Here is a 17,941-nt window from a genome sequence, read left to right as displayed (position 1 = left end):
ACCCGTCATCCCGGCGCGGTGCGCAGCAGCTCCGCGACGGTCGTCTTGCCCAGCCCCACCCGCTCGGCGATCTGCCGAATGGACAGTCCGTCGTCCCGCATCGCCAGGACGTCCGCGCGATGTTCAGCGGCGCGGCCACGCGCGGCGCTGGGACGGTGGCGGCGCACCTCGACGGGGTCGGCGTCCGGCGCCCGTCCGGCGTCCGTTCCCGTCCAGGCGTCCGACTTCGGCGCGCTGTCCGCGTCCGGGACGGCGTCGGGCACGGCCACCGGACCGTCTGCGGCCGCGTGGACGGCCGGCGCAGGTGCGACGACGAGGCGGGCGATCGTGTGGGTGGCGAGCAGCACGGCCACGGGCGCGAGGCCGGCGACGACGGTGCCGATGGCCGTCTGCCAGGTGTCCGGGACGCCGGCGGCGTGCGCGGCGTTGGCGGCCACGGACACGGACGTCCAGAGCGCCAGGGCGGCCCAGGCGCCGGCCGCGCGCTCGCCGCGGGCTCGGTGCACCAGGACGGCCAGGGTGTAGACGAGGATCGCGACGTCGAGCATGACCGGGACGGCCCAGGTGAGTCCGTCTGGGACGGCGGCCCAGGCGGACACGGCGGACAGTCCGGCGAAGGACAGCAGGAATGACACCGCGGCGAGCCCGGCCGTGAGCACGACGGCGAGGGCAAGCACGGGCAGGGTGTCGGGGTTGATCCGGGCGGGGCGGTGCTGCATCGGTCTCTCCTTCGAGGGCACGGGTCAGCTGCGCCGCGCGAGCATCGCGCGGATGCTCGCCAGCGTCTCGGGGCGGACGGGGTTGGCAGCGGCGTGCGCCGCCTCGTCGACGAGCTGCTTCTGCACGGTCGACGGCGCGGTACGCACACCCCAGCGGGGTGCGCCCGCCTTCCTCCTGAGGGAGGGGAAGGGCGGTCGCGGTGTCAGGTTGGGAGCGCCGCCAGGGCGGGCGGCGCGGGCCCGGGCGCGGGCGTCCTTGGCGGCGCGGGCGCCGGGCAGCATCGCGACGAGCGCGCGCTTTCCGAGCCGCAGGAGCGAGGCGACGCCGCGCAGTCCCTGGCGGGCACCGCGGCGCAGCTGCTCGAGCAGGCCGGCCTCTTGCAGCCAGGTGCGCGCCCGGATGATGGTCCGCACGGACAGCCCGGCGCGCTCGGCGGCCTGGGCGTCGGTGATCTCGGCGAGGCCGGTGCGCGCGTCGGCGAGCCGGCCGAGGGCCAGGAGATAGGTGCGCACCGACTGCGGGGCGTCACGCAGCTCGCCCCACCCGGAGGCGGCGAGGGCGTCGACGATGCGCCACAGGGGCGAGTGGGCGTTGATGCGCACGGGGGGCGGCAGTGTCACCGCGCCCCCGCTATGCTGCGGGGAAGCCATTGAGAGGGCCAATCTCTCGGTGGTGAGGCCCCGTCCGGTGTTCCAGCACCTGGCGGGGCCGCTCTGTTGTTGGAGGGCGCCACGGAGGCGTGACGCCGGCTCGGTCAGCCGCTGTCGCGGATCTGGTAGACGCGCTGGCGGTGGAGCCCGGTGGCCGCAACGATGTCCGCCACGCTGACGCCGGCCGCCAGCGCCTCGCGGATGGCGGCGTCGCGCTCGTCCCGAGCGGTCTGCGCGTCACGCTCCGCCGTCGCGACGGCGGCCGCGAGGTCAGCGAGCTTCTCGAGTGCGGTCATGACGCCAGTATGTCTAGGGTGCTAGACGTTTGTCTAGTCCGGTGGACAGGCAGGTGGGGTGAAGTCGTCGCGCGGCGTCGCCGCGCGGACCTCGGCGCCACGCACACCCTGTCGGGGTGCGCCCAGCTTCCTCCTGAAGGGAGGGGAAGGGGTGCCGCGCTGTCATGTTGGGGAGCGCTGAAGTTCTCCGAACTGAAGGCGCACACTGAACCCGTGTACGGCGACAGCCCGATCCCCCACCAGGCGATCCTCAACGCCCAGGAGATCCCGCCCCGGCGCTCGCAGATCGACTGCGACATCCCGGTGACGGCGCGGATCGTGTGGGAGCGCGACGGCGAAGAGCGCATCGAGACGGTCGCCTACGCCTACACCCGCGAGCTGGCGCTCGTGCGGGTCTCTGATCCGCGGTCGCGGTTCGCCGGGTGCTGGCTGACGCCGGCCGATGTGCGCCGCCGCTGACCAAGCGTTCACCGGCGGCGGCCGCTGCGCAGCAGATGCGCAGCAAACGCCGACTGCACCACACTGCACGAGGCTTTACCCGCCGCTCGGCGCTCGCGGCGATCTAGTCCTTCACCTGCGGAAACGCTGCACGAGACTGCACCAGGCGGCACCAGGTTTCACCGTGCGGGACGGACTTTTAATCCGCGGGTTGTGGGTTCGATCCCCACGGGGCCCACCCTCGCCCCTCCCGGCGCCCCATGGTCGACGTGACCGCCGTCACGATCGGCTAGCGTGCCGCCATGACACCCGACGGGCACCGACCCCGGAACGTCACCCTGCCCGCCGCCGTCGCGGCGTGCTTCGTCGTGCTGGCCGGCTGTGCCGGCATGGGCGGTCCCGCCGACGCGGACGCGATCGCGGAGCGCGCCGCCGGCGCCGGCATCGCGCCCGAGCTCGTGTACGTGCTGGACCTCGACGGCTTCGACCTGGCGACCCAGTCGGTCGGCGTCTCGGGCGCCGACGGGATGTCCGCCGCGTACGTGCGCGCCGCCGACGGCGGGGCGTCCACCGTCATGCTGACCACCGACCGCGCGGGCTCGGGCGACGCCTGCGACGCCCTCGCCGACGCCGGGCGGTCGACCTACACGTGCGTGGTCACCGAGGGCGAGGCGACCGTGCGCCTCGAGGGGTCCGACGTCGACGCGGCGACCATGCGTCAGGCGGCGGACTCCGTGCGCGTCCCCACGGCGGGCGAGCTCGACGAGCTCTTCAGCGACGTCCCGCAGCCGGAGGGCCCGGTCGAGCAGGGCGACGAGCCGGCCCCGGGGGAGCCCGTCGAGCGGGGTGACCTGCCGGAGGAGGGCGACGGCGCGCCGCTCAACGAGGTGGGCGTCGGCGGCTGAGCGCCCGCAAGGCGGCGGTCACGACAGCGCGGCGGTCACGACAGCCCGTCCTCCTCCCGCGGGTCCGCCGGCTCGACCGACGCCGACCGCTCGACGACCCGCGGCACCGTGCCGTCGTTGCGCCGGGCGGGGATCTCGGGCAGGGCGCGGAACGTGTCCGGGTCGTCGTCCTTGCGGATGCGCGGCACGAAGCTGCTGTACGCGACGGTCGACAGCCCGGCCGCGCGCAGGCGCTGGGCGAAGATCGGCCACGCCCGCGACTCCCAGAGCGCCTGCGTGGCCGCCGACGCGGCGTCGTGCTCGTTGCGGTCGCGCAGGGGCCCGTCCGCGACCGCCTGGTCGGCGACGGCACGCTCCACCGCGGCCCAGATCGCGGCGTCGGACGAGCTCTTGAGCACTGCGGCGCGCAGCGCCGTCGGGTCGACCACCTCGACCTCGACCTCGAGCACCAGGCGCACGTACCGGCGGAGCTCCTCCCCCATCACCGCAGCATCGCGCCGCAGAGCACCGCGGACCGCCCGGCACCGGGCCCCGCCCGGCTTTTCACCCGGAGGCTCACCCGACGCCTCACCCGATCCGGACGACACCCTGACCAGTCGGTCGTGAATCGGCTCACAAACCTCCCCCGGCTCACCCGATCCGGCGCCGCCCGGGCGAATACTGGCGGCGGGGGCGGGCCGCCCGGTCCGTCCGCGGTTTCGACGAAAGGCCAGGACAGTGAGCACGATGCGCGCCGTCGTCTTCGAGAAGTTCCAGACGTTCCCCTCCCTCACCGAGATCGAGCGCCCGACACCGGGCCCCGGCGAGGTGCTGCTGAAGGTCGCCGGGTCGGGCGCGTGCCACTCGGACGTCAGCATCTACAAGGAGTTCACCCCGGACGGTCCCGGCTCCATCCCGCCGGCCTTCGTGCTCGGCCACGAGGTCTCGGGCTGGGTCGAGGAGGTCGGCCCGGGCGTGGACGGCTTCGCGAAGGGCGGCGCCTACCTGGTCTACGGCCCCATCGGCTGCGGCCACTGCCCGGCCTGCTCGCGCGGCCAGGACACCTACTGCCACAACGTGGCCTCGATGGACTACCTCGCCACCGGCATCGGCCGCGACGGCGGCATGGCCGAGTACGTGACGGTCCCGGCCCGCAACCTCGTGCCGCTCGGCGACGCCGACCCGGTCGCCGCCGCGCCGCTGAGCGACGCCGGCCTGACGCCGTACCACGCGATCAAGCTCGCCCTGCCGAAGCTCGCCGGCGGCGGCCGCACCGCCCTGGTCATCGGCCTCGGCGGCCTCGGCCAGATCGCCGTGCAGATCCTCACCGCGCTCACCGGCGCCACCGTCGTCGCCACCGACATGAAGGCCGACGCCATGGAGCGCGCGGCGGCGGCCGGCGCGGTCACCGTCCCCGGCGGCGAGGGCCAGGTCGAGGCGATCCGCGAGCTCACCGGCGGCCGCGGCGTGGACGCCGTGTTCGACTTCGTCGGCGCCGCCCCCACGATCCGCACCGCCCAGCAGGTGGTGGCGCGCCAGGGCCGCATCACCGTCGTCGGCGTGGCCAACGGCACCGTGGACTGGTCCTTCTTCGGCAACCCGTACGAGGCCGAGCTCACCAACACCTACTGGGGCACCATCGAGGAGCTCTACGAGGTCGTGGCCATGTACAAGGCCGGCCAGATCACGCCGCACGTCGAGCGGTTCGCCATGGACGACGCGCTCGACGCCTACCGCCGCCTCGAGGCCGGCGAGCTGAGCGGCCGCGCCGTCGTCGTGCCGCACGCCTGAGGCGCGCCGCACGCCTGAGGCGCCGAGGCCGTCGGCGCCGGTGACCGGCGCCAGGAACACCGACGCCGGCCGGGCTGCCCAGGGGGGTATGGCTGCCCGACCGGCGCGGTGCACCGGACGCCCGAAGGCGACCGGAGCTATCCCCCGTCGACCCAGTCGCGCACCTCGCGACGGAAGCGACGGACACCGAAGGTCCGCTCGGCCAGCGCACTGACGTCGGCGCGCGGCAGGGCGGCGGCGGCCTCGACGGCGCGGCGCAGGCCGGCGTCGTCGAGGCTCTCGGCGACGACGCCGAGGCCGAGCCGCTCGACGCTCTCGCGGGCCCCGCCCTCGGCGTTCACCACCGTGGGCGCCCCGAGCGCCATGGCCTCGACGGGCAGGATCCCGAAGTCCTCGACCGGCGGGAACACGTACGCCAGCGCCCGCTGCATGAGCAGCCGCAGCAACGCGTCCGACACCGCCCCGAGGAACCGCACCGGCACGGACGCCGCGGCGGCGAGCTCCGCCAGCCGGCCGGCCTGCGGCCCCTCGCCGACGAGCAGCACCGGCAGCCCCGCCGCCTCCCCCGCCCGGATCACCAGGTCCAGCCGCTTGTACGCCACCAGGCGCGAGGCGCCCAGGACGTACGTCGGCGGCAGGGAGTCGACGACGGCGCGCTCGGCCCCGGTCACCTCGTCCGCCCAGTCGGCGACCCGGGTCAGCGCCGCCACGTCCACCGGGGGGTAGATGACCCGCGCGTCGCGCCCCCAGCTCAGGGCGATGCGGGCGCGGACGTACCGGCTGTTCGCCGCGAGGTCGTCCAGGCGCCGGGCGCGGCGGCGGTCCACGTGCCGCAGCGCGGGGGCGGCCAGGCCGACGACGGGGTGCCGCCCGCGCGGGTCGCTCTCCGGCGCCCACAGGAACCGGGCCGGGGTGTGCACGTACGCGAGGGTGCGCGCGCCGCGCGCGGCCGGGCCGGTGCAGAAGTGGTGCCCGAAGGAGTGGCTGGTCGCCAGCACCCACTCGGGGTCCTCGACGCCGGACCAGCGCCCGTGCCACACCGAGGGCATGAGCGGCGCGGTCAGCGCCTTGTGGCGCCGCAGCGGCGTGCGCGCCAGCGCCGACTCGCGCACCGTCGTGCCCGGGTAGCGCCCCGGCGCGTCGTCCCACAGGCACACCACCGGCGCCCCGGGGAACTCCTCGACCAGGTGGTCGAGGACGCGCTCGGCGCCGCCGGTGCGCTCGATCCACTCGTGCACCAGCACTCCCCCGCCGCGGACGGCGTCGGGCCGGGCGTCGGCGGTGGTGGCCGCGGCGTCGCGCGCGGTCCCCGCGCGGGCGAGGTCAGTAAGCGCCACGACGGCTCACCACCGCTCGGAACGTCTTGAGCAGGATGCTGATGTCGACGAGCGGGCTCCAGTTCTCGACGTAGTAGAGGTCGAGCCGCTTGCTCTCCTCGAGGGACAGGTCCGAGCGGCCCTTGACCTGCCACAGGCCGGTGAGCCCCGGGCGCACCAGCAGCCGGCGACCGATCTCGCCGTCGTGCATCGCGACCTCGCGGGGCAGCTGCGGGCGCGGCCCCACCAGGCTCATGGAGCCGGTGAGCACGTTGAACAGCTGCGGCAGCTCGTCGAGGGAGTAGCGGCGCAGGAACCTGCCCACGCGGGTGACCCGCGGGTCCTCCTTCATCTTGAACAGCAGCCCGTTGCCCTCGTCGAGGATGCGGATGCTCTCGAGCCGCGCCTCGGCGTCCGGCACCATCGAGCGGAACTTGTACATCGTGAACGGCCGCCCGCCCAGGCCGATGCGCTCCTGCGCGAACAGCACCGGCCCCGGGCTCGCCAGCAGCACGGCGAGCGCGATCACGGCGAGGGGCACGGCCAGGACCACCAGCAGCGCGGCGGCGCCGACCAGGTCGAAGGTGCGCTTGACCACAAGCTGCGGCCCCGTGTACCCGGGCGCCTCGACGTGCATCAGCGGCAGGCCGGCCACCGGCCGCGTCCGCACGCGCGGCCCGGCGACGTCGGTCAGCGCGGGCGCCAGGATGAGGTCCGCCCCGACGGACTCCAGGTCCCACGCCAGGCGCTTGACCGACCGCGGCGTCACCATGTCGCAGCTCGTGACGATCACGGCGTCGGCGCCCAGGGCGCGGGCCCGCTCGGCGGCGTCCGGGACGTCGCCGACGACGGGCACGCCCCGCACCTCCTCGTACGGCCCGATCGCGCCGCCCGGCACGCACGCCGCGACGGTCTCCAGCACCACGCGCGAGTCGCGGCCCAGCTCGTCCACCAGCTGGGTGACGCTGTCGCGACCGCCGACCACGAGGGCCCGCGTGATGTGCCGGCCGGACCGCCGCTCGGTCTCGAGCAGCCGCCGGTGGACCAGGCGCCCCACGTTGAGCAGCACCAGGCCCAGGGGCATGGCGATCGCCACGTACCCGCGCGCCAGGTCGTAGCGCAGCAGGTAGGCGACGACGGCGACGGCCCCGAAGTACGCGAGCGTGATGTTGGTGACCCGCAGGTACTCGTGCGGGTCGGTGCCCATGAGCTTGGGGTCGTGGGCCTCGCCGAAGCGCAGCGCGGCGAGCCAGGTCAGGAACATGACCACGGAGATCAGCACGTACTCGTCGCGCACGTGCAGGGTGGCGGCGCCACCCAGGCCGATCTGCTCGAACCGCAGCACGTAGGCCACGGTGAGCGTGATGGCGACGGCGCCCGCGTCCGTCAGCGCGACGCGGCGTCGCACCGCACGCTCCCAGACACGGGCGGAGAGCGACCGCACTCGTGCCCGGGTGGGCGGTTGCGCACCCGTTTTTGGGCGCACGAAGTCCTTCTCGACAACCATGGAGGTTCCTTCGGACGGGACGGCGGCGACGCGGGCCCGGCGCGCCAGGAGCCAGGGGCTCCGCGCTGCGCGGGCGGCCGTGTCGGCCGGAGGGTGGTGGGACGGGGCGGCTCAGCTCGCCCGGCGGCTGCGCGGGACGGCCGGCGACCGCCACGCTCGGCAGGTGCCGCGCGGGTGCGGCGCGCCGGGCGGAGGCGGGGGGTGGCGGCGAGAGCTCATGGGGTGCCCCTGTGACGGGTGGACCGGATGGGTGACGCCGAACCGTGCGGCGTTTTCTCGAGCCGGCCTGCGCCCCCCTGGCGCCTGCTCCTTGCGACGTGGTGCGACCAGTAGACGTGGGTGGTGACCGGGGCCACAAGGTTGAATCCGGACGCCTGCCGGGTGAAAGTTCCCCGGTTCTCCTCAAAAGTGCCTGCCGTCGGCCGTCGCTGCAGGTCAGTGCGCTGAGCGCTCGGGGCAACGAGCGGTCTGGGCCGCCGCGGGCGACCGTCCGTGCGTCCGGTGACAGCCCGCCGACGTCCGCGTGAAGCCTCGGCGAACATCGGCCCGCGGCGCGCCGCCACGACCTGTCCCGCACCGCCGCGGCCCCTAGCGTGGGGGCGTGACCACGCTGCTGCCGTCCCTCTCCTCCCCCGGCCCCGCCCCGACAGGCTCCGCCTCGCCGGTCGTGATCGCCCACCGCGGCAACTCCTCCGTCGCCCCGCAGAACACGCTCGCGGCCCTCGAGTCGGCGTGGCGCGCGCAGGCGCACGCGGTGGAGATCGACGTCCAGCTCACCGCGGACGGCGAGGTCGTGGTCATCCACGACGACACGGTCGACGCCACGACCGACGGCACGGGGGCGGTGGCCGGGCTGGCGCTCGGGGCGCTGCGCGCGCTCGACGCCGGCGTGACCTTCTCCCCCGCGTACGCCGGCCAGCGCATCCCGACGTTCGCCGAGGTGCTCGACCTGCTCGCGGCCCGGCCCGGCACCGACCTGCTGCTGGAGCTCAAGGGCTCGTGGGCGGCCGACGACGCCCGCACGGTGACCGACGCGATCGACGTCGCCGGCCTGGCCGACCGGGTCGTGGTGCAGTCGTTCCACCCGGAGACCGTCGCGGCGCTGCGCGACGTCGCGCCTCACCTGCCGCGCGGCTGGCTGGTGCACCAGCAGTGGGACCGCCTGCTCGAGGTGGCGGCCGAGCTCGAGGTGGTCGCGTGCAACCCGTACGTCGGGATGGTGCTGGAGGACCCGGCGCTGGTGCAGCGGCTGCACGACGCCGGCCTGCGGGTCATGACGTGGACGGCCAACGACGCCGAGCAGTGGGCCGGCGTGCTCGCGGCCGGCGTCGACGCCGTCATCACCGACCGGCCCGACCGCCTGGCCGGCTGGCTCGAGGGCCGGGCGACGGCGGCAGCACCGACGCCCGCGACCCCGGCCGAGGCGCGGCTTCTGCCCTGAGCGACACCGCTCGCCACCGCGCCCGGCAGGCCGCCAGGGTGGGCGCATGAAGCTCCTGGTGCTCGGCGGGACCGTGTTCCTCTCGAAGGCCGTCGCGACGGCGGCGCTCGCTCGCGGCCACGACGTCGTGGCCGTGAGCCGCGGCGTCTCGGGCGCGGTCCCGCCCGGGGTGCGGCACGTCGTCGCCGACCGCGACGCCGGGCTGCCGGCGGCGCTCGCCGCCGAGCGGTTCGACGCCGTCGTCGACGTCGCCCGCAAGCCCTCGCACGTGCGCACGGCGGTCGCCGCCCTGCCGGACGCGCACTGGGTCTTCGTCTCGACGATCAACGTCTACGCCGACGAGGCGACGCCCGGTGGAGGCCCGGGCACGCTGCCGCTGCGGCCGGCGGTCGGCGAGGACCTCGACAGCCTCGACCCCGCCGCCTACGGCGGCATGAAGGTGGCGTGCGAGGAGGCCGTCCGCGCCGGCACCGCGAGCAGCACCGTGGTGCGACCGGGCCTGATCGCCGGGCCCGGCGACCCGTCGGGGCGGTTCGCGTACTGGGTGGCGCGCCTGGCGCGGGCGGCGTACGAGCCAGGCGCGCAGGTGCTGGCACCCGGCGACCCGTCCGACGCCGTCCAGCTGGTCGACGTGCGCGACCTCGCGGCCTGGCTCGTCGACCTCGCCGAGGCCCGCGCCGACGGCGTCTACGACGGGGTGGCGCCGCCGGTGCCGCTCGGCGACCTGCTGGCCGAGGTCGCCGCCGGGTGCGGCGCGGCGCCGGCCTGGCGGTGGGCGTCGCACGCCGCGCTCGAGGCCGCCGGGGTGGCGCCCTGGTCCGGGGAGCGCTCGCTGCCGCTGTGGCTGCCCCGCCCGCAGTACGACGGCATCGTGGGGCACGACGTCGCCGCGTCCCTCGCGGCCGGGCTGCGGCCGCGGCCGGTCGCCGAGACCGCCCGGGACACGCTGGCGTGGCTGCGGGCCACGCCGCGCGCCACGGTGACGGGCCTGACGGCGGCGCAGGAGGCCGAGGTGCTGCGCGCGCTCGACGGCCGCCCCGCCTGACGCCCCACCGCCTGACGCCCCACCGCCGGACGCCCCACCGCCTGACGTCCACCTGCCGTTCGACCCGGCGTCGCCGGACCTTCCCGGACCCTTCCCCGCCGCTTCCGCGCCGGTTCGCCTGCCGGTCGGCTGCCCGCAACCGCCGACCCGTCGAATGTGGCCCGTGACCCACACCGTTGCTGCACCGGCCGCGCCCACGCGGCCCGACGTCGGCGGGCCGCAGGTCCCGGCCGGCACCGCGAGCGCCGCCCGCACCGCGCCGTCGTCCGCCTCGCCCGTGCCGGCCCCGTCGGCCGAGCGTCGCCGCGCCCGCCGCCGCCGCGGGCTGCGCGAGGGCCTGCTGTTCGCCGCGCTGGTCGCCCCGAACCTGGCCGCGATCCTGGTGTTCTCGTACTGGCCGACGATCTACAACGTCGTCCTGAGCCTCATGGACTGGGACTTCATCTCCCCGTCGCCGGTCTTCGTCGGCCTGCAGAACTACGTGGACCTGCTCCAGGACCCGGAGTTCGGCACCGTGCTGGCCAACACCGGCGTCTTCACCGCGGTCACCGTCGGCGGCACGCTGGTGGGCGGCCTCGGCATCGGCTACCTGCTGTCGCGCAGGCTGCGGTTCGCCGGCCTGACACGGACCATGACGTTCGCCCCGCACATGCTGCCGGGCGCTGCCGTCGGCATCGTGTGGCTGTTCATGTTCGACCCCACCTACGGCCTCAGCCGCCTGGCGTTCAACGCCTTCGGCGCCGACTCCCCGCAGTGGACGACGACGTCGGACTGGTCGCTGTGGGCGATCACCGTCGCCTACGCCTGGCAGCGCCTCGGGTTCGTCGCGATCATCTACTACACCGCGATCCTCGACCTGCCGAAGGACCTCTTCGAGGCGGCGTCGCTGGACGGCGCGCACGGCTGGAAGCTCTTCCGCAGCATGACGCTGCCGCTGCTCAGCCCGGTCACCTACTTCCTGCTGCTGACCGGCATCATCACCAGCGCCCAGGCCTTCGACATCATCGCCATCCTCACCTCCGGCGGGCCCGGGGTCTCCTCGACGACCCTCACCTGGATGGTCTACGACCAGGCCTTCCTGCGGTTCGACATCGGCTCGTCCGCCGCCGCGGCCACGGTGCTGTTCGTGATCCTCATGGTGGTCACCGTCCTGCAGACCCGCTTCGCCGAGAGGAAGGTGCACTACTCGTGAGCGCCGTCGTCACCCCCACCGCGCCGGCCGACGCCGCGCCCACCACGCCTGCCGCGAGCGCCGGCAGAGGCGCCGGCAGGGGCTCCGGCCGCCGGCGCAGCACCACCACCTCGGGCCCCGGCTCGGCGGTGACCCGCCGTCCGCTGCCGCTGACGATCGTCCAGTACGTGCTGCTGGCGCTCGTGCTGCTGCTGTTCGTCGTCCCGGTCTACTGGCTGTTCAGCTCGGCGGTGAAGCCCGAGTCCGACATCTACGCCTGGCCCCTGCGCTGGTTGCCCTCCAGCCTCGAGTGGTCGAACTTCGCCGAGGCCTGGCGGGCCGCGCCGTTCGACCGGTTCTTCGTCAACTCGATCATCACCACCGGCGTCGGCACCGTCCTGGAGATGGGTTGCGCGATCCTGTCCGCCTACGCCTTCGCGTTCGTGCGGTTCCGGTTCAAGAAGGCCGTGTTCGTGCTGGTGCTCGGCTCGCTGATGCTGCCGGGCCACGTGACGCTGCTGGTCAACTACATCACCGTGGGCGAGCTGGGCTGGCTCAACACCTACGCCGGCCTGATCCTGCCCGGGATGGGCAGCGCGTTCGCGATGTTCCTGGTCTACCAGCAGATGCGCCAGGTGCCCGGCGAGCTGATCGACGCCGCGCTCGTGGACGGCGCCGGCCACCTGCGCCGGATGCTCACGCTCGTCGTGCCGCTGTGCAAGCCGATGATCCTCACCGGCACGCTCATCGTGCTCATCGGCAAGTGGAACGACTTCGTCTGGCCGCTCATCGTCACGAGCACCGCCGACATGCGGACGCTGCCGATCGGCCTGATGTTCCTGCGCAGCCAGGAGGGCTACACCAACTGGGGCTCGATCCTGGCCGGCACCGTCATGGTCGGCCTGCCGATGCTCGTCGTCTTCTTCGTCGCCCAGAAGCGGATCATGGGCGGCATCGCCGCCGGCGCGCTCAAGGGCTGACGTCCCGCCCGGCCGCCACCCGGCCGGGTCCTCCCCTGCGGCCCGCGGGCCGCCCCCCTCGTCCCGGCCCCTCGCCGGGTCTGCACACCCACTCCGAGGAGACCCCTGTGTCCAGCAACCTCTCCCAGCTCGTCCTCGACCGCCGCACCCTGCTCGCCCTGCTGGGCGCGGGCGGCGCGGCGGCGACGCTCGCCGCGTGCGCCGGCGGGGCGCCCGCCGCGGGCGGCTCGAGCAGCGGCGGCAGCAGCAACCTGCGCTCCGGCTTCTCCCAGGCGCCGGTCAAGGTGCCGTCGCAGTACGCCGGCCGCACGGCGATCCTGTTCTGGGCGCCGTTCACGGGCGTGAACTTCGAGGCCGTGCAGGCGCTGTTCACGGCGTTCAACGAGTCGCAGGACGAGATCTACGCCGCGGCGGAGTCGCAGGGCTCCTACGCGGACCTCAACCAGAAGTACACCGCCGCGCTCCAGGCGCGTCAGGTGCCCGACATCGTCTGCTTCCCGGAGCGGCAGTGGCTGCAGTTCTGGCAGGCCGACTCCCTGGCGCCGCTGGACCGCTACTTCGACGACGAGTGGTCGCTCGACGTGTACATGCAGAACTACGTCGGCGAGGGCACCGCCGGCGGCGAGACGTTCGTCGTGCCGTTCGCCCGCTCGACGCCGCTGTTCTACTTCAACAAGGACCGCTTCCGCGAGGCGGGCCTGCCGGAGACCGGGCCGACCACGTGGACCGAGTTCGCCGAGATGTCCCCGGCCCTGCTCGCCCTCGACGCCGGCGGCCAGTCGCTCAAGCCGATGGCGTTCAGCGCGGAGGACGCCTGGTTCGGCCAGTCGCACATCTGGGCGTGGGGCGGCCGGTGGTCCACCGACACCGAGGTCACCGCGGACGCCGGCCCGGCCGCCGAGTGGCTGCAGTGGAAGAAGGACTTCATCCACCGTGACGGCTTCGGCTACATGGCCAAGGCGGCGATGACCGACTTCCAGACCGGTGTCGCCGCCGCCACGCACGGCTCGACGGCGTCGCTGCGCGGCGCCACGGAGGCTGCCGAGTTCGAGATCGGCACCGCGTTCATGCTCGGCCACGACGCTCCCGGCCCCAAGGTCCCCACCGGCGGCTCGGGCCTGAGCATCGTCAAGGCGGAGTCGCAGGAGCGGCAGGACGCCTGTGCCGAGCTGTTCCGGTTCCTCGCGGAGCCGGAGAACTCCGCGCAGTGGCACGCCAGCACCGGCTACCTGCCGATCGTCACCGCGGCGCAGGAGACCCAGACGGTCAAGGACCTGGTCGCCGCCGACGCGAACTTCGGCACGGCGCTGAAGCAGGTCGCCAACGCCCAGACGGCCGACCCGATCGGCTGGTACCAGTCGGCGGTCACCGAGATCAACGCCGCGATGGCGCAGGTGTACGGCGACGGCGCGGACGTCGCGTCGGTCGTCTCGAGCCTGCAGGGCAAGCTCGAGGGCATCTTCGACCAGAACGCCGAGAGCATCGCGAAGGTCCTGGCCTCCTGACCTCGCCGGCCCGGTCGCCCCGCGCGGGGCGACCGGGCCGTCCCGTTTCCGCCCCACCGCCGGCGGCGGTCCCAGCAGCATGCCGCCGGCCCGCCGCCGAGGAGTCCCCCGTGCACCAGAAGCTCGTCGTCATCTCGGTCGACGCCATGTCCGGCGCCGACGACATCGCCTACGCCCGCACGCTGCCCGCGCTCGGCCCCCTGCTCGAGCGCGCAGCCGTCGCCGAGATCGAGGCCGTCTTCCCGACGCTGACCTACCCGAACCACTCCGCCCAGCTCACCGGCTGCACGCCGGCCGTCTCGGGCGTCTTCAACAACGTGCTCATGCAGCCGGGCATCGACCACCCCGACTGGTTCTGGGAGTACGAGCGCCTGCAGGCGCCCACGCTGCTCGACGCCGCCGAGGCGGCGGGCCTGCGGGTGGCGGCCGTGCAGTGGCCCGTCACCGCGGGCGCCCCGTTCGACGTCGTCGTCCCCGAGCTCGCCAACGAGGACCACTTCGGCGGCCTCGAGGCGGCCATGGAGCGGTTCTGCTCGCCGCGCGGGCACGAGCTGTGGCAGCGCCACCGCGACAAGATCGTCTGGGAGCCCAAGCGCCGCCACGACGACATGTCCACCGCCGTCGTCGTCGACACGCTGCTCGAGGACCGCCCCGACGTGCTGTTCTGGCACCTCGTGGACGTCGACTCGGCCCGGCACCTGCACGGCGCCGCCGGCGAGCACGTGCGCGCGGCGCTGCGGGCCACCGACGCGCGGATCGGCCGGGCCCTGGCCGCCCTCGAGGCCACTGGCGACCTCGAGCGCACGAACGTCGTCATCGTCTCCGACCACGGCCACCTCGACACCGAGCAGCACACCAACCTCAACGTGCTGCTGCGCGATCGCGGCTTCCTGCGCACGGACGCCGAGCACCGGCTGCTCGACTGGGAGGCGTACTGCCACAGCGCCGGCCTGTCGGGGCAGGTCTTCCTCGCCGAGGACATCACGCCCGCGCGCCGCGCCGCCGTGGAGGAGCTGCTGCGCGAGGTCGTCGCGACGCCGGAGTACCGCGTCGCGCGGGTGTGGACCGAGGCCGAGGCGCGCGCCGAGCTCGGCCTGGGCGGCCCGTTCGCGTACGTGGTCGAGTCCGAGCCGGGCGTGATCGTCGGCGGCGCGCTGGACCGCCGCGTGGTGGTCCGCAAGGGCGACCCGGACTTCCGCGGCTACCTCGGCAACCACGGCCACCACCCGCGGCACGGCGCGCAGCCGGTGTTCCTCGCCAGCGGGCCGGCGTTCGTGCCGGGCGCCGACGCCGGCCGCCGCCGCATGATCGACGAGGCGCCGACTCTCGCCGCGGCGCTGGGCCTGGCGCTGCCGCAGGCCGAGGGCGCCGCGATGGCGGACCTGCTGGTGGGCGCGACGGAGCCGGTGGCCCTGCCGGCCTGACGCGCGTCACCGCCGGGCGCGGGCCCTCAGGACTCGCGCCCGGCGTCGTCGGCGTCGGGCACCCGCGGCGCGCGGCCGTCGACGCGGGGCAGCTGCGCAGTGCCGCCGTCGGCCGGCTCGGCCGCGGGCGCGGCCTCGACCGTGGGGTCGCGCTCGGCGCGCAGCTCGCGCTCGCGGACCACCTCCTCCGACGGTCCGCTGAAGGCCCGCGAGCGCTCGACGGCCTCGACGCTGCCGGTGAACAGCGCCGAGCGCTCGGCGCCGCCACCATCGTCGGCCGCCGGCACGCGTGCGGCCGGTGCCTCCACCGCGCCCAGCAGCACGGTCTCGCCCGCCGCCATCGCCGCGGCGGCCGACTCGGGGACCGCGCCGGGGACGTGGTCGGCGCGACGCCGCGAGCTGGGCGGCGGGACGAGGACCGTCGGGTCCTCGGGGGTGGCCGGGGACGACCCGCCGTCCTGCGGGGCCACGCGCACCCGCACCGAGCGGCGCGCCGGCGTGCGGCGCCGCTCCGTGCGCGGCTCGTGCTCGTGGCGCCGCTCGGGACGCTCCCCCGGCTCCGCGCCCGCCGCCGCGCCGGGGGCCTGGCCGGCCGGGCGCTCGGCGGCCGCGGCGGCGCCGACCCGCGCACCGTCGACGTCGGCGTGGGCGTCGGCGCGGTGCTCCGCCCCCTCGCCCACGCCGCCCTCAGCGCGCCCGGCAGTGCTCTCCGGCGCGGCCGCAGCCGCCCCCTCCAGCCGCGGCAGCGCGGGCTCGGCGAGGAAGCCGCCGCCCTGCGGGGCGCCCTCGAGGCGCGTGCGCGGCAGGGCGTGCGGCGCCTCCCGCTGCAGCCACTCGACCAGTCCCTCGCGGACGAAGCAGCGCAGGTCGAACAGGGTCGGGGCGTCCGCGGCGCTGACCAGCACGCGCACCCGCACCATGCCGCCCACGGCGTCGGTCACCTGGAGGATGCCCACGCGCTGGTCCCACAGCTCGGTGCGGGCCAGCAGCCGGTCGAGCTCGGCGCGCATGGCCCGGAACGACACCTGGAAGTCCAGGTCGAGCTCGACCGTGCCGAGCAGCTCCGCCGAGCGGCGCGTCCAGTTCTGGAACGGCGTGCTCGTGAAGTACGTCGAGGGCAGGATGAGCCGCCGGTCGTCCCAGACGTGCACGACCACGTAGGTCAGGGTGATCTCCTCGATGCGGCCCCACTCGCCCTCGAGCACCACGACGTCGTCGACGCGGATCGCGTCGGTGAACGCGATCTGCATCCCCGCGAAGACGTTGGCCAGCGAGGTCTGGGCGGCGAGGCCGGCGACGATGGACAGCAGGCCGGCGGACGCGAACAGGCTGGCGCCGGCGGCCCGCGCCTCCGGGAACGTGAGCAGCACCGCGGCGGCGCCGCACACCACCAGCACGGCCACGGTCAGGCGCCGCACGATGGTCACCTGCGTGCGCAGGCGCCGCGCGTGCCGGTTGTCGGCGACGTCGAGCGGGACGCGGGCCAGCACCCGGTCCTCGACCACGAAGGCGAACGCCCCCACCACCCAGGTGAAGGCGACGATGCCCGCGATGAGCAGCAGGTGCTGCAGCGCCGGCAGCCAGGGCTCGTCGGGGTCGGCGCTGTAGCGCACGGCGAGCCCCACGGCCACGACCATGAGCAGCGCCCGCGTGGGGCGGCGCATGCGCAGCGACATCTCGCGGGCCAGCGGGCTGCGCCTGCCGATCCGGCGGACGGTCACGGACAGCACGGTGGCCAGGAGGAACGCGGCGGCCACCCCGGCGAGGGCCCAGGCGAAGGTCACGCCCAGGCTCGCGGTGGCCTCCAGCTCGGAGTCGGAGGGCATGTCGGCGGGCATGGCTCCACCCTAGGAACCACCCCCTGGGTGCTCGCTGGGCGTCTCTCTCCTGGCGAACGCCCGGCGCGGCCGCCGCGGGCCCCGCGCGCCTCAGCCCCGCCGGCGGGGCGCGTGGAGCCACGGCCGCAGGCGGGCGGTGACCCACGGCAGCACCCAGCACGCCATGATCGGCGTCAGCACCAGGGTGGAGACGAGCACCCGTACTGCCGCGGGCCAGTGCGCCGACGACGGCACCGCCCAGCCGAGCAGCAGCGTGAACGCGAGGTTCACGGGGAAGAAGCCGAGCCAGATGGCGGTGGCCTGCTTCCACCGCGGCGGTGCGGGCAGCAGCGGGGCGCCGGCGGGCTCGTCGGTGCGCAGCGGCGCGTCGAACCAGCCCTCGATGCCGGTGCGGCGCTCGACCCGGCGCTCCTGCACGAGCCCGGCCCCCTGCGCCAGCCACTGCGCGCGCTCGGCGGAGCCCTCCCAGGCCTCGAGCCGCTCGGCGTCGGCGAAGCGGTAGAGCATGTACCAGTCGCTCGAGCCCTCGGCGGCGCGGATCCAGCCGGAGCCGAGGAACCCGTCCCACCGGTTCGCGAGCCGCACGCCGGCCTGCACCCAGGCCGTGACCTCGGGGACGCGCTCGGGGCTGACGACGCGGTGGACGGAGACCGTCACGGGGGCGGACGCGGGCGCCGAGAGGGGCTCGTCGGCGGGCGCGCCGCGGCCCGGGCGGGGGCGAGAGGTCGTCATAGCGGGCAAGTGAACGACGCCGACGTCTCCGTCGCGCGTCGCGGCGGCGGCCGCGGGACGCCGCGTCCCGGATGGCGGGCAGCGGGGGCCTCGCGCAGGCCGAGCGGCGCGGGCACGGCCGGCACGCGGAACGCGGTGAGGTCACTCACCTCTGCGCCGCCTGAGCGCCGGTCTTGCCCGGGATTGTCCGTGTTTGGGCGGGT

Annotated in this window: 17 protein-coding genes; 9 read left to right on the top strand and 8 right to left on the bottom strand. The window is 75.2% G+C overall.

From position 1 onward, the window contains the following. Positions 1 to 5 precede the first annotated feature (5 nt). The 3 genes from GSF02_RS07750 to GSF02_RS07740 form a co-directional block, all read right to left on the bottom strand. Complete coding sequence (locus GSF02_RS07750) at positions 6 to 719, bottom strand: DUF2637 domain-containing protein (RefSeq protein WP_159794429.1); 714 nt, start codon at positions 717 to 719, stop codon at positions 6 to 8. A gap of 24 nt (positions 720 to 743) precedes the next feature. Next, positions 744 to 1,340, bottom strand: a complete 597-nt coding sequence (locus tag GSF02_RS07745) for a helix-turn-helix domain-containing protein (RefSeq protein WP_159794427.1) — start codon at positions 1,338 to 1,340, stop codon at positions 744 to 746. A gap of 134 nt (positions 1,341 to 1,474) precedes the next feature. After that, positions 1,475 to 1,666, bottom strand: coding sequence for a hypothetical protein (locus GSF02_RS07740; protein WP_159794425.1), 192 nt, complete (start codon positions 1,664 to 1,666; stop codon positions 1,475 to 1,477). A gap of 213 nt (positions 1,667 to 1,879) precedes the next feature. Between GSF02_RS07740 and GSF02_RS07735 the strand changes: the two genes are divergently transcribed. After that, positions 1,880 to 2,125 carry a hypothetical protein gene (locus GSF02_RS07735; RefSeq protein ID WP_159794423.1) on the top strand — a complete coding sequence of 82 codons (246 nt, stop codon included), beginning with the start codon at positions 1,880 to 1,882 and terminating at the stop codon, positions 2,123 to 2,125. A gap of 281 nt (positions 2,126 to 2,406) precedes the next feature. Further along, positions 2,407 to 3,009, top strand: a complete 603-nt coding sequence (locus GSF02_RS07730) for a hypothetical protein (RefSeq protein ID WP_159794421.1) — start codon at positions 2,407 to 2,409, stop codon at positions 3,007 to 3,009. Positions 3,010 to 3,044: 35 nt separating this feature from the next. Here the strand turns inward: GSF02_RS07730 and GSF02_RS07725 are convergent, their stop codons facing one another. After that, positions 3,045 to 3,491: a hypothetical protein gene (locus tag GSF02_RS07725; protein ID WP_159794419.1), complete on the bottom strand. Its 447-nt coding sequence runs from the start codon at positions 3,489 to 3,491 to the stop codon at positions 3,045 to 3,047. A gap of 244 nt (positions 3,492 to 3,735) precedes the next feature. Between GSF02_RS07725 and GSF02_RS07720 the strand changes: the two genes are divergently transcribed. Further along, positions 3,736 to 4,779, top strand: coding sequence for an NAD(P)-dependent alcohol dehydrogenase (locus GSF02_RS07720; RefSeq protein WP_159794417.1), 1,044 nt, complete (start codon positions 3,736 to 3,738; stop codon positions 4,777 to 4,779). A gap of 137 nt (positions 4,780 to 4,916) precedes the next feature. On the opposite strand, the gene GSF02_RS07715 is transcribed toward GSF02_RS07720, so the two are convergent. Both GSF02_RS07715 and GSF02_RS07710 read right to left on the bottom strand, forming a co-directional pair. Beyond that, the gene (locus GSF02_RS07715; protein ID WP_159794415.1) at positions 4,917 to 6,116 is read right to left on the bottom strand and encodes a glycosyltransferase; all 1,200 of its coding nucleotides are present in this window, start codon (positions 6,114 to 6,116) and stop codon (positions 4,917 to 4,919) included. After that, positions 6,103 to 7,503 (bottom strand): sugar transferase, encoded by a 1,401-nt coding sequence (locus tag GSF02_RS07710; RefSeq protein ID WP_159794413.1) that lies wholly within the window; start codon positions 7,501 to 7,503, stop codon positions 6,103 to 6,105. The genes GSF02_RS07715 and GSF02_RS07710 overlap by 14 nt, the downstream gene beginning before the upstream one ends. A gap of 700 nt (positions 7,504 to 8,203) precedes the next feature. Here GSF02_RS07710 and GSF02_RS07705 point away from each other — a divergent pair. The 6 genes from GSF02_RS07705 to GSF02_RS07680 all read left to right on the top strand — a co-directional run bounded on the left by GSF02_RS07705 (position 8,204) and on the right by GSF02_RS07680 (position 15,168). Continuing rightward, the gene (locus GSF02_RS07705) at positions 8,204 to 9,043 is read left to right on the top strand and encodes a glycerophosphodiester phosphodiesterase (RefSeq protein ID WP_235915446.1); all 840 of its coding nucleotides are present in this window, start codon (positions 8,204 to 8,206) and stop codon (positions 9,041 to 9,043) included. A 46-nt stretch (positions 9,044 to 9,089) separates the two neighbouring features. Continuing rightward, positions 9,090 to 10,088, top strand: a complete 999-nt coding sequence (locus GSF02_RS07700) for an NAD-dependent epimerase/dehydratase family protein (protein WP_159794411.1) — start codon at positions 9,090 to 9,092, stop codon at positions 10,086 to 10,088. A 163-nt stretch (positions 10,089 to 10,251) separates the two neighbouring features. After that, complete coding sequence (locus GSF02_RS07695) at positions 10,252 to 11,280, top strand: carbohydrate ABC transporter permease (RefSeq protein WP_235915445.1); 1,029 nt, start codon at positions 10,252 to 10,254, stop codon at positions 11,278 to 11,280. Next, positions 11,277 to 12,239 carry a carbohydrate ABC transporter permease gene (locus GSF02_RS07690; RefSeq protein ID WP_159794407.1) on the top strand — a complete coding sequence of 321 codons (963 nt, stop codon included), beginning with the start codon at positions 11,277 to 11,279 and terminating at the stop codon, positions 12,237 to 12,239. Before GSF02_RS07695 ends, GSF02_RS07690 begins: the two co-directional genes overlap by 4 nt. 107 nt (positions 12,240 to 12,346) lie before the next feature. Further along, positions 12,347 to 13,744 (top strand): ABC transporter substrate-binding protein, encoded by a 1,398-nt coding sequence (locus GSF02_RS07685; protein WP_159794405.1) that lies wholly within the window; start codon positions 12,347 to 12,349, stop codon positions 13,742 to 13,744. Positions 13,745 to 13,854: 110 nt separating this feature from the next. Beyond that, positions 13,855 to 15,168, top strand: coding sequence for an alkaline phosphatase family protein (locus GSF02_RS07680; protein WP_159794403.1), 1,314 nt, complete (start codon positions 13,855 to 13,857; stop codon positions 15,166 to 15,168). A 26-nt stretch (positions 15,169 to 15,194) separates the two neighbouring features. Here the strand turns inward: GSF02_RS07680 and GSF02_RS19090 are convergent, their stop codons facing one another. Together GSF02_RS19090 and GSF02_RS07670 are read right to left on the bottom strand one after the other, a co-directional pair. Further along, entirely contained in the window at positions 15,195 to 17,006 is a 1,812-nt protein-coding gene (locus tag GSF02_RS19090; RefSeq protein WP_328799005.1) for a mechanosensitive ion channel domain-containing protein, read from the bottom strand. Positions 17,007 to 17,096: 90 nt separating this feature from the next. Then, positions 17,097 to 17,738, bottom strand: a complete 642-nt coding sequence (locus GSF02_RS07670) for an antibiotic biosynthesis monooxygenase (RefSeq protein ID WP_235915444.1) — start codon at positions 17,736 to 17,738, stop codon at positions 17,097 to 17,099. Positions 17,739 to 17,941 lie beyond the last annotated feature (203 nt).

The organism is Puerhibacterium puerhi (assembly GCF_009846865.1).
Classification (GTDB): domain Bacteria; phylum Actinomycetota; class Actinomycetes; order Actinomycetales; family Cellulomonadaceae; genus Puerhibacterium; species Puerhibacterium puerhi.
The sequence above is the reverse complement of the archived record's forward strand: the minus strand, read 5'-3'. Positions and strand labels throughout refer to the sequence as shown.

Excerpts from the sequence above, each read along its gene's own strand:
- GSF02_RS07750 (WP_159794429.1), bottom strand. The coding sequence starts at position 719 with ATGCAGCACCGCCCCGCCCGGATCAACCCCGACACCCTGCCCGTGCTT.
- GSF02_RS19090 (WP_328799005.1), bottom strand. The coding sequence starts at position 17,006 with ATGCCCGCCGACATGCCCTCCGACTCCGAGCTGGAGGCCACCGCGAGC.
- GSF02_RS07725 (WP_159794419.1), bottom strand. The coding sequence starts at position 3,491 with ATGGGGGAGGAGCTCCGCCGGTACGTGCGCCTGGTGCTCGAGGTCGAG.
- GSF02_RS07700 (WP_159794411.1), top strand. The coding sequence starts at position 9,090 with ATGAAGCTCCTGGTGCTCGGCGGGACCGTGTTCCTCTCGAAGGCCGTC.
- GSF02_RS07720 (WP_159794417.1), top strand. The coding sequence starts at position 3,736 with ATGCGCGCCGTCGTCTTCGAGAAGTTCCAGACGTTCCCCTCCCTCACC.
- GSF02_RS07730 (WP_159794421.1), top strand. The coding sequence starts at position 2,407 with ATGACACCCGACGGGCACCGACCCCGGAACGTCACCCTGCCCGCCGCC.
- GSF02_RS07670 (WP_235915444.1), bottom strand. The coding sequence starts at position 17,738 with ATGACGACCTCTCGCCCCCGCCCGGGCCGCGGCGCGCCCGCCGACGAG.
- GSF02_RS07740 (WP_159794425.1), bottom strand. The coding sequence starts at position 1,666 with ATGACCGCACTCGAGAAGCTCGCTGACCTCGCGGCCGCCGTCGCGACG.